Raw genomic sequence first — 10559 nt, forward strand, 5'->3', positions numbered from 1 at the left:
GAGGGGCTGAAATCGCCCTGGGGCGCGGCGGCGATGCCGGACGGTGATCTGCTGGTGGCCTCGCGCGACGAGGGGACGATCACCCGCGTCGACGCGGAGAGCGGGAAGAAGACCGAGGCCGGTCAGGTGGTGGGGGTCTCCCCCGGCGGCGAGGGCGGGCTCCTCGGCCTCGCGCTCTCCCCCTCCTTCGCCTCGGACCGCATGGTGTTCGCGTACTTCACCACCGATTCGGACAACCGTGTCGCCCGGATGCGGTACGAGGAGCGCAAGCCCGCGGGCCAGCAGCTCGGCGCACCGGACACGATCCTGCGGAGCATCCCCAAGGGGGTCAACCACAACGGCGGGCGGATCGCGTTCGGCCCGGACAAGATGCTCTACGTCGCCACGGGTGAGACGGGTGAGACGGGGCTCTCCCAGGACCGGGAGTCCCTGGGCGGCAAGATCCTGCGGATGACCCCGGACGGCCGCCCGGCACCGGGCAACCCGGCGTCCGGCTCCCTCGTCTACTCCCTGGGCCACCGCAATGTGCAGGGCCTGGCATGGGACTCCGAGAAGCGGCTCTGGGCGTCGGAGTTCGGCCAGAACACCTGGGACGAGCTGAATCTGATCGAGCCGGGAAAGAACTACGGCTGGCCGCAGGTCGAGGGCAAGGGCGGCAAGCCCGGCTTTGTCGACCCGGTGGCCCAGTGGCGCACCGACCAGGCGTCCCCGAGCGGAATCGCCTACGCGCAGGGCTCGATCTGGATGGCCGGGCTGGGCGGCGAGCGGCTCTGGCGCATTCCGCTGGCGGGGAGGGAACCCTCGGCCGCTCCCCAGTCGTTCCTCGAAGAGAAGTACGGCCGACTGCGGACGGTTCTCGCGGCGGGCGGCTCCACGATCTGGGTGATCACCAGTGAGACGGACACCAGGGGCACGCCTGCGGCGGGTGACGACAGGATCCTCCTGCTGGAGGTGAAGTAGGAGGTGTACCGCCGGTGTTCAATGTGTTCGAGCAGCTCTTCGCCCCTGGTCGGCAGCATTCGGAAGACGAACGCAACCGCCTGGCGCTGACAAGGACGGACGTCGGCGACGGCGACCCCTCCCGCGGCCCCATAGACCTCTCCTCGGGCAAGGTCACCGTCCGCCGCCCCGAGGGCCCCGACCCCGCGTCCGAACCCGACCCCCAGCCCCAGCCCCAGCCGGAAGCCTGAGACCCCCGGCCGAAGGTGCGGACCCGACCGCGCCCAGGGTCCCGCACACGGGGTCGGGCGGGCCGTTGGCCGGGCGGCGCGGCGGACCGCCCGGCGGGCCGCCCAGCCGAGGGCGGCGCGGCGGAGGTCAGGCGGCGCCCGGGGCAGGCCGGGGTCAGGCGGCATCGGGCCGAGGTCGGGGTCTGGTGCCGGGCGGGGTCAGGTCTGTGTTCGGCGGGATCGGGTCCAGGTCGGGTCTGGGCGGGCCGGGGCAGGCCGGTTCTGGGCGGGCGGGGGCAGGCCGGGGTCAGGTCGGGGCCGGGGAGTCGTCCGGGGTGGGGAACAGACGCAGGCGGTGGGCCAGGGCTGCGGCCTCGCCGCGGCCGGATACGCCCAGCTTGGCGAGGATGTTGGAGACATGGACGCTCGCCGTCTTCGGGGAGATGTACAGCTCCTCCGCGATCTGGCGATTGCTGTGGCCCTTGGCGACCAGGCGCAGGACGTCCTCCTCCCGGGGCGTGAGGCCGAGCGCCGGGCCCTGCTGGAGGGCCGGGGCGGGCGGGGTGTCGGCCAGGGAGATCCGGGCGCGCCGGGCGAGGAGGGCGATGTCCTCGGCGAGCGGGCGGGCGCCCAGCCTGCGGGCGGTCGCGTCGGCACCGCGCAGCAGTTCCGTGGCGTGCGCGCGGTCGGACGGGAGGAGCGCCTCGGCCCGGCGGAGGCCGACCATGGCCCGTTCGAAGGGAAAGTCCACCCGCTCGAAGGCTTCCCCGGCCTCCGCCCAGTCCTCGGGCGTGTCCTGGCCGACCGCGCGGCGCAGCTCGGCCCGGACCCAGCACTCGTACGCGATCCACACCGGCGCCGGGGTGGCGAGCCGGCGCGCCAGTCCGCCGACGAGGTCCAGCGCGTCGGCCCGGCCCGGTTCCGCCGCGGGCAGGCCCCGGGTGTCGGCCTCCAGGGTGGCCGCGACCCTCAGCAGGCGCCAGGCGTAGCGCTGGGAACCCGGTGGGAAGCCGGCCCGGGAGGCGCGGGCGAAATCGGCGCGGGCGTCCTGGATCCGCCCTTCCAGGGCCGCGATGCCGACGGTGAGCGTGTCCAGCCCGAGGGAACTGTGCGGCGTCGGGTCGTCGGTCCCGAAATGGGCGCGGGCGGCCGTCAGGTGTTCCGCCGCCCGCACCGTGTCGCCGCGGCCGAGCGCCGCTTCACCGAGGCCGATGGCGGCGTACCCCCGGGGTTTGGGACTCAGCGCGATACGCAGTGCGCGCTCAGCGTTGTCCCGCATCTCGTCCCAGCGCCCGAGTGAGTAGTACGACTCGGCGAGGTTGGCCAGTATCCATGCCTCGGTGTCCAGCAGGCCGTAGCCGCGAGCGAGCACGACGCCTTCGATGAGGATGTCCACGGCCTCCTGGGAACGTCCGACGCCTTCCAGGCAGGAGGGCAGGTTGACATAGGCGCTCGCGACGAGCGAGGGGTGGTCGAGGGCGACGGCGCGCTTCCTGACCGCGTGCATCTCGGCGAGCCCGCCGTCGATGTCCCCGGCGTCGACCATGAGGTCGCCCAGGGAGAGCCGGGCGAGCAGTTCGTTCTCCTCCTCGCCGACCATCCGGGCGTACTCCACGGCGCGTTCGGCCGTCGCCAGGCTCTCCGGGCCGGGGGCGCGCAGCCGGTCCCAGCCCGCGGCCGCCGCGAGGATCTCGGCGTGCACGGCGGACGGCGGCAGCCCACGCACCAGTTCCTGTGCCTCGGCGAGCTCGGCCCCGCCGTCGCCCCGGCCGAGCGCCGAGATCAGCCGGGAGCGCTGTACGGCGAACCAGGCGGTGCGCAGCGGGTCGTTCTCCGCGTGCGCCAGCCGCTGCCCGCGTCTGGCGATCTTCAGCACTCTCTCCCGCTCGCCGCTGAGCCGGCCAGCGGCGGTGGCCTCGGTCATCAGATCGAGGAAGCTCAGCGGGGTGGTGGCGGGGTCGCCGTCGGACGGCGGACAGGCCACCGCGTGGTCGAGGGGCGTCAGCGCGTCCCGTACATCGAGCGGAGTGCGGTCCCACAGCTCCATCGCGCGCTCCAGCAGCCACAGTTGCTCGGAGTAGGCATGCCGCCGGCGGGCCTCGGCGGAGGCGCTGAGGACGGCGGGGAGGGCTTTGGCGGTGTCATGGGCGTGGTACCAGTAGCTGGCGAGACGCATGGCCCGCTCCTCGACCCGGACGAGCGCGGGGTCGGCCTCCAGCGCCTCGGCATAGCGGAGGTTGATCCGGGAGCGCTCGCCGGGCAGCAGATCGTCGCTGACGGCCTCGCGCGCCAGGGAGTGCCGGAAGCGGTAGCCGTCGCCGTCCGCCGTGGCCAGCAGGATGTTCGCGCCGACGGCGGCCCGCAGCGCCTCGATGAGGTCGTCCTCGGAGAGCCGGGCGACGGCGAGCAGCAGCCCGTACTCCACGGTCGAGCCGCCCTCGGCCATGATGCGCACGGCACGCTGGGCGTCCTCGGACAGCGCCTCGACCCGGACGAGGAGGATGTCGCGCAGCGAACTGGGCAGTGCGTCGGGGCAGTCGTCGGCGACGCTGCGGGCCAGCTCCTCGACGAAGAAGGCGTTGCCGTCCGAGCGTTCGAAGATCCGGTCGACCATGTCCGGCGCGGGCTCGGTGGCGAGGATTCCGGCGAGCTGGCGGTGGACCTCGTCACGGCTGAACCGGGTCAGCTCGATGCGCTGGATGGTGCGCATCCGGTCCAGCTCGGCGAGGAAGGGCCGCAGGGGATGGCGCCGGTGGACATCGTCGGAGCGGTAGGTGGCGATGACGACGAGCCGGCCGCGGCGCAGGGTGCGGAAGAGATAGGCGAGCAGATGGCGGGTGGACGCGTCCGCCCAGTGCAGATCCTCCAGGACGAGCACCACCGTACGGTCGGCGGCGACCCGCTCCAGCAGTCGAGCGGTCAGCTCGAAGAGGCGCGCCATGCCTTCCTCGGCATAGCCGCCCCGCTCGCCGACGGGCCGCTCCCCCAACTCGGGCAGCAGCCTGGCCAGCTCCTGCTCCTGGCCCGCGGCGGCCTCGGCCAGCTCCCGGGGGAGGCGGCGGTGGAGCGCGCGCAGGGCGGTCGAGAAGGGCGCGAACGGCAGTCCGTCCGCACCGATCTCCACACAGCCGCCGATGGCGACGACGGCGTCCCGGCGGTCTGCCTCGGTGTGCAGCTCCTCGATGAGCCGGGTCTTGCCCACCCCGGCCTCACCGCCGATGAGCAGCGCCTGCGGCTCGCCCCGGCGGTGGTCGCCTCCGTCGCCCGACGCCCGTACGAGCGCGTCGGTGAGCGCCGACAGCTCACCCGCGCGTCCCACGAACACCGGACTGACGGACATCGTCTCCACGCCGCCGAGCATCGCACAGCCGTCCGGTGGCACACCGCTCCCGACGCCCGCGACCGGCGGCACGGCGGGTCCGGCGACCGCGACCGGCGGCACGTCAGGTCCGGCAACCGCGTCCGTCCGCACGTCAGGTCCGGCGACCGCGTCCGTCCGCACGGCGGGTCCGGCGACCGCGCTCCCCCGCGCGCCGGTCCCCGCCGATGGCTCTCGCACCGGGTCAGGCCGCCCGTACGAACCGGTCGTCATCGCCCTTCACCCCGTCCTCCCTCTCCCTGGCCGACCGCCGGGCGGCCCGGCGCTCCTGGCGGGCCTGCCGGGCAAGCCGGGCAAGCCGGTAGTCGGTGGCCTGCTGGATCAGCTCGGCGTGGCGCAGCTTCGGAAGGTCGTGGGCCCACATGTCGCACTCCCCGGTGATGAGATCGGTCCGGCGGTCCCGCCGGGTCTCCAATCTCGTCTCCCAGAGGGATGCCGGGCATGGGGAGGCTGCCGCATCTTCGCGGGTCAGGGTCCTTAGGCCGTCTCCCCCGCGAGCCGCCGCTGTCCTTAGGACAGGCCCTGAGGCCCTGACAGCCGCGTCTAAGGCCCCTGTGCCCCGGCGATCAGGCATCCTCGTCGGGTCCGCCGCCGAAGGGCTCGGTGGCAGACCCGACGCCGAACGGCGCCGAGGCAGACCCGACGCCGGAGGGCTCGGCAGCAGACCGGGCGGCCGTCGCCGCGAACATCGCGGGCATCGCGGGCATCGTGGCGGATTCGGCGGGCGGCGGGCGCCGCGCGAAGGCAGTTCGTCGTGATCCATACGGAACATTGGAGCACTGTCCGGCGACCGGCCGCCCTCGCCTGTGGACAACGAGCGGCTTGTGGATAACTTCAGGACCTGGCGCTGGGCAGCGACAGGATGAGATCGAAGTACATGCCGATCGAGACGAGCACCCCGAGGCCGCCGAGCACGGCTCCGGCGAGGGCGAACGCCCGTACCCAGCCGGGCTTCCGCGGCCGGGAGAGCACGGCGAGTCCGATGACCAGGGCGACGAACGCGAAGAAGCCGTTCACCAGGGCGGTGGTGTGCCAGGCGTCGGCGTAGATCGCCGAGATCTGCTCGGCCGGGCTGCCCTGGGAGGTCTCGATCTGGCCGATCAGCGTCTGGCGCTCGGCAGCGATCCGGCCGACCCAACCGCCGCTGAGGCCGATGAGGGCAAGTCCGGCCGCGATGACCGCCGCCGCGGCCATCAGCAGACCGGAGGAGGCCGCCGGGCGCTCCTGTCCGTCTCCCTCGTCGTCCAGGTCTTCGTCTTCCAGATCTGCCAGATCTGCCAGGTCCTCCGGGTCTGCCAGGTCCTCCGGGTCCTCCCGGTCGGAGTCGGCGGCGTCGCCCACGGTGTCCTCGACCACCTCGTGCGCGGCGGCGTCCGCAGGTGTCCCTCCTGTCGCCCTGGCGGCTTCCGGCGTATCGGCGGCGGATTCCCCGCCGGGGCCTTCGCCCGCCGGCCGGGCGGTCTTGTCGGTGGTCTTCTCGGTATCCGTGGGGTTCATGCGGCGCACGGTAGGGGGCCTGTCTGAGAGTCCCCTTAACGTCCCCGGGCCGCTCCTGCGGCGAAGCCGCACAGCGGGCCGGCCGGGCGGCCCAGCCCGTACGAGAGACGGGCCGTACGAGGAGCACGGACGTATGAGCCGCGCAGCCGGAGAGGAGCACGGACGTACGGACGGCGGGGCCATGCGAGCGGCGCGGCCGGTCGCGCAGGGTTCGCTACAGCTCCTCCCGGCCCGCGTGCGGCTTCCGCCACTCCGGGGCCAGCAGTGACCAGACCTCCGTGTCATGCCGTTCTCCCCGGTACGGATACGACTCCCGCAGCACGCCGTCGCGCCGCATCCCCAGCCGCTCGGCGACCTTGATGCTCGCGCGGTTCCCGGCGGAGACCAGCCATTCGACGCGGTGCATTCCGCGCTCCGCCACAGCCCAGTCGATCAGCAGCCGGACGGCGCGGGTGACCAGCCCACGGCCCACGGCGGAGGGCTCCAGCCAGCAGCCGACCTCGCAGTTCCCCGACTCGGCGTCGAACGTCCGGAAGAGCACCCCGCCGACGAGGGTGCCGTCGAGCCAGATGCCGTAGAGCCGTCCGCGGTCAGCGGCCTGCTTGTCGGCGTACGACTGGAGGAAGGCACGGGCGGAGCCGAGGTCGCTCGCGGCGTCCGGGAGTCCGACGAACTCGCCGATGTACTCCCTGCCCCGGTCGATATGGGCGAGGAACTCCGCCGCCCGCCAGGGCTCCAGGGGGCGCAGTTCCGCCTGCTCGGCGCCGGGCAGTTCCAGGGGTATCGCGAACATCGTGGCCATTCCTCCGGACCGGTCAGGGCACGAGCTGTCCGTCGCCGCTCGTGCTCGGCTCATCGATCCTCGCACGGCTGTGCCGCTCGGCCGGTTCGATGCTGATCCGGGGCAGCCGCCGGTCCAGCCAGGGCGGCAGCCACCAGTTCGCGCCACCGAGCAGATGCATCAGGGCGGGCACCAGCAGCGTGCGCAGTACGAACGCGTCCAGCGCGACGGCGGCGGCGAGCCCGATGCCGCACATCGCGATGATCCGGTCTCCGCTGAGGACGAAGGCCAGAAAGACCGAGATCATGATCACGGCGGCTGAGTTGATCACCCGGCTGGTCTCGGCGAGCCCGACCCGGACGGCCCGGCGGTTGTCACCCGTCTCCAGCCACTCCTCGTACATCCGGCTGACCAGGAAGACCTGGTAGTCCATGGAGAGCCCGAAGAGCACGGAGACCATGATGACGGGCAGGAACGGTTCGATGGGTCCCGCTCTGCCGAGTCCGAGCAGTTCGCTCCCCCACCCCCACTGGAAGATCGCGACGACGACGCCGAAGGAGGAGGCCACGGCGGCCACGTTCATCGCCGCCGCCTTCAGGGGGATGCCGATCGACCGGAACGCCACCAGCAGCAGAAGGCAGCCGAGGGCGATGACGACACCGACGAAGAGCGGCAATTTATCGACAATGACATCGGCGAAGTCGTCGTAGCCTGCGGTCATCCCTCCGACGTACACCCTGAGGGAGGTGCCGTCGGCGGCGGCCGGCAGCAGGTCGTCGCGCAGCCGGTCGACGAGTTCGCTGGTGGTCCTCGACTGGGGGGCCGATGCCGGGACGACGGTGAGCAGCGCCGTATCACCGCTGTCGTTGTAGGTGACGGGACCGACCGAAGCGACGCCCTCGGCGGCCCTGAGGGCGTCGGGCAGCGCGTCCATGGCGAGCCGGTCGCCGGCGCCGTCGAGACGGGCCACCAGGGTGAGCGGGCCGTTGGCGCCGGGCCCGAAGCCGCCGCCTTCCCCCCTCTGCTGCGCCGGACCCCCGTGCGCCAGCATGTCGTACGCCTTGCGGGTGGTCGACGAGGAGGGGTTGTTGCCCTGGTCGGAGGTGCCGAGGTGGAGCGAGAACACCGGCAGTGCCAGTACCACCATGACGACGGCGGCGACGGCTCCCAGCAGCCTGGGGCGGCGCTCCACGAACGCCGACCAGCGGGCGGCGAAGCCGGTCGGTACCTCGGGCTGCGGACCGTGCTCCCTCAGCCGCCGGCGTTCGCGCCCGCTGAGCGCCCGCGTCCCGATGAGGGAGAGCAGGGCGGGCAGCAGGGTCACCGAGGCGGCGACGGTGAGGACGACGGTCAGACAGGCGGCGATCGCCACTCCGTTGAGGAAGCCGATCCGCAGGATGAGCATCCCCAGGAGGGCGATGCAGACGGTCGCTCCGGCGAAGACGACGGCCCGGCCGGTGGTGGCGACGGCGACGCGGGCGGCCTCGTCCACCGGCAGTCCCGCCCGCAGCCCCTTGCGGTGTCGGGTGACGATGAAGAGGGCGTAGTCGATGCCCACGCCGAGTCCGATGAGCAGTCCGAGCACCGGGGCGAAGTCGGCCAGGGTCATCGCCTGTCCCAGCAGGATCATGCCCGCGTACGCCGTGCCGACGGAGACGAGGGCGGTGGCGATGGGGAGCAGGCTGGCGGCGAGTGAGCCGAAGGCGAGGAAGAGGACGACGGCCGCGACGGTCACCCCGACCAGTTCGGCGGCATACCCGCCGGACGACTCCGCGAGCCCGATGGCGGTGCCGCCCAGCTCGACCCGGATGCCGTCCGTCCGGGCGGCCCGCGCGGTGTCGGCGACCCGCTCGATGTGGGCCTCGGGGATCTCGCCGGCCCGCTGCTCGAAGATGACGGTGGCGTACGCGGTGTGCCCGTCCCGGCTGATCCGCGCGGCGCCCTCAGGGTCGTACGGCCCCTCGACGGCGGCCACCGAGTCCAGGCCGGCCACCGATTCGAGCATCCGGGACATGCGCTCCCGGACCGCCGCGGCGCGGACGCTGCCGTCCTCGGTGTGCCAGACGATGGTGTCGCTGTCGCCGCTCTGGTGGTCGAAGCCCTGGTCGAGGAGCGCGGTGGCGCGGCCGGATTCGGTGCCGGGGACCTCGTAGTCGCTGGAGTAGGAAGTTCCGGCGACGGCCGCCGCGGCGGCAACGCCCGCGCAGGCGGCGATCCACAGGAGGACGGCGACGAGTCGGTGCCTGATGCACCACCGGGCGATGGCTGCCAACGGACGTGCTCCCTGGGTCGTTCGCGGATCTTTGGCGGATCTTTGATCGGGAACAGCCCGCAAAGAACTCATGACCTACTCATGACCTACTCGGGAACACTCTGACAGTCAAACATGATCATTTATCCCTTTGTCGACCGTTTGGTGGGCATACTCGGAGTCCGCGTCACCCGGCCGCTGACCCGGGGCCGCGAACGGCACGCCCCGGCCCGGACATGACAGTTGAATCCCGTTCCCTACACCCCTCCCGATGTCGTTGCCGACTCAGCTGCCGACTCAGCTGCCGACGCCGTTGCCGACGCCGCTGCCGCTGCCCGTTCGCGCCCGCCCGGCCCGCGCGCCGCCCTGAATCCACAAATGCCTCTTCGGGCAGCGGTCGTTGTCAGTGTCGGCTGGCACGATGGAGTGCATGGAGACCACGGGGACCAACCAGCCGATCCTGACCCCGGGCGAAGCCGCGGAGTTCGCCCGGGCGCTGCACGACACGCCCGACGCGTTCGCCGGTCATGGCCCGGTGCCGGTGCTCGCCTATGAGCCGGGCGCCTCGCTCCGGAATCGGCGGGAGTCCTTCCGTGCGGTGTACGCGGCGATAGTCGCCCGGATAGGCGAGCCGACGCTGTACGGCGGCTCGGCCGACGGGCCCAATGTCCGCTGGCGGGACGCGCGGCGGATCGTGCTGCTCTCGGGCAACCGCCACCGTGCCCAGCTGTCCGTCCATGACACGGACGCCTTCGAGCACCAGGAGCTGCGGACCTTTGAGTGGGGTGGCGCCTGGTCGGCGAGCGAGCCGCACGACTTCGACCTGCTGCCCTACCTCTGGCAATTGGACCGCACGGGCCCCGGCGAGAGCCCGGTGGAGCGCACCGGCGGCCGGATGGCCTCGTCTCTCGAACACTTCGAGAGCGCGTTGGAGCTGATGCTCGCCGCCTGGGTCGAGCAGCTCTCCGTGCAGGTCGGGGGCGACTGGGCGGGGTTCTCACTGACCAGCGGTGCCGACCGGGGCCGTCAGCTCCAGATCTCCTACGCCCTCGCGGACGGGCTCCATGTCTCGGTGGACGACCGGGACGGCGAGGACAGCCCGGAGCGCGCCCGGCTGATGCGCTCGCGCGGCTGGCACTCCCGCGACCGGGGCTGGTGGCAGGCGGAGTTCCCGGAGCCGGAGCGCCCGGAGACGGCGGAGGCGGCCCGGCTGGCGATAGCCGAGCTGCGGGCGCGCGGCACCAGGGAACCGAAGGACCTGCGCGCGCGGGATGTGAGCTGCAAGGACCGGGGGGAGCTGCTGCTGCCGGGGCTGGGGATACGGCACTAGGGCCAGTTACGAAAGGAGCGCCGTCCGCCCGGCGGGCAGGCGGGCAGGCGGGCAGGCGGGCAGGCGGGCTGAGAGTACGGGCCCCGGGACCTGCCCGGGGACACCAGGAGGGGCGTCAACGAGCGGGGGCGGCCCGCACCGGGTGGTGCGGG

General features: G+C 72.8%; 8 protein-coding genes. 3 read left to right on the top strand and 5 right to left on the bottom strand.

Annotated features, from left to right (window positions below; all coding sequences use genetic code 11):
- Both ACWF94_RS21790 and ACWF94_RS21795 read left to right on the top strand, forming a co-directional pair.
- Positions 1-960, top strand: a 960-nt coding sequence (locus tag ACWF94_RS21790) for a PQQ-dependent sugar dehydrogenase (protein WP_453490796.1), incomplete at its 5' end; no start/stop codon positions are given.
- A 14-nt stretch (positions 961-974) separates the two neighbouring features.
- Positions 975-1190, top strand: coding sequence for a DUF6191 domain-containing protein (locus ACWF94_RS21795; protein ID WP_453490799.1), 216 nt, complete (start codon positions 975-977; stop codon positions 1188-1190).
- 286 nt (positions 1191-1476) lie between these two features.
- Here ACWF94_RS21795 and ACWF94_RS21800 read toward each other — a convergent pair whose 3' ends face one another.
- From ACWF94_RS21800 to ACWF94_RS21820, 5 genes are all read right to left on the bottom strand, one after another.
- Entirely contained in the window at positions 1477-4530 is a 3054-nt protein-coding gene (locus ACWF94_RS21800; protein WP_453490816.1) for a helix-turn-helix transcriptional regulator, read from the bottom strand.
- Between the two features lie 202 nt (positions 4531-4732).
- Positions 4733-4963, bottom strand: coding sequence for a hypothetical protein (locus ACWF94_RS21805; RefSeq protein ID WP_453490802.1), 231 nt, complete (start codon positions 4961-4963; stop codon positions 4733-4735).
- Between the two features lie 419 nt (positions 4964-5382).
- Complete coding sequence (locus ACWF94_RS21810) at positions 5383-6045, bottom strand: hypothetical protein (RefSeq protein WP_453490805.1); 663 nt, start codon at positions 6043-6045, stop codon at positions 5383-5385.
- Between the two features lie 214 nt (positions 6046-6259).
- A complete protein-coding gene (locus ACWF94_RS21815; protein WP_453490808.1) occupies positions 6260-6838 on the bottom strand; it encodes a GNAT family N-acetyltransferase in 579 nt (192 codons plus the stop codon).
- 22 nt (positions 6839-6860) lie between these two features.
- A complete protein-coding gene (locus ACWF94_RS21820) occupies positions 6861-9098 on the bottom strand; it encodes an MMPL family transporter (protein ID WP_453490811.1) in 2238 nt (745 codons plus the stop codon).
- A 409-nt stretch (positions 9099-9507) separates the two neighbouring features.
- Between ACWF94_RS21820 and ACWF94_RS21825 the strand changes: the two genes are divergently transcribed.
- Positions 9508-10407: a hypothetical protein gene (locus tag ACWF94_RS21825; RefSeq protein ID WP_453490814.1), complete on the top strand. Its 900-nt coding sequence runs from the start codon at positions 9508-9510 to the stop codon at positions 10405-10407.
- Positions 10408-10559 lie beyond the last annotated feature (152 nt).

The sequence above is a fragment of the Streptomyces sp. NPDC055078 genome, from assembly GCF_053607985.1.

Coding starts and splice junctions, on each gene's coding strand:
- ACWF94_RS21800 (WP_453490816.1), bottom strand. CDS start 4,530: ATGCTCGGCGGCGTGGAGACGATGTCCGTCAGTCCGGTGTTCGTGGGA.
- ACWF94_RS21810 (WP_453490805.1), bottom strand. CDS start 6,045: ATGAACCCCACGGATACCGAGAAGACCACCGACAAGACCGCCCGGCCG.
- ACWF94_RS21815 (WP_453490808.1), bottom strand. CDS start 6,838: ATGTTCGCGATACCCCTGGAACTGCCCGGCGCCGAGCAGGCGGAACTG.
- ACWF94_RS21825 (WP_453490814.1), top strand. CDS start 9,508: ATGGAGACCACGGGGACCAACCAGCCGATCCTGACCCCGGGCGAAGCC.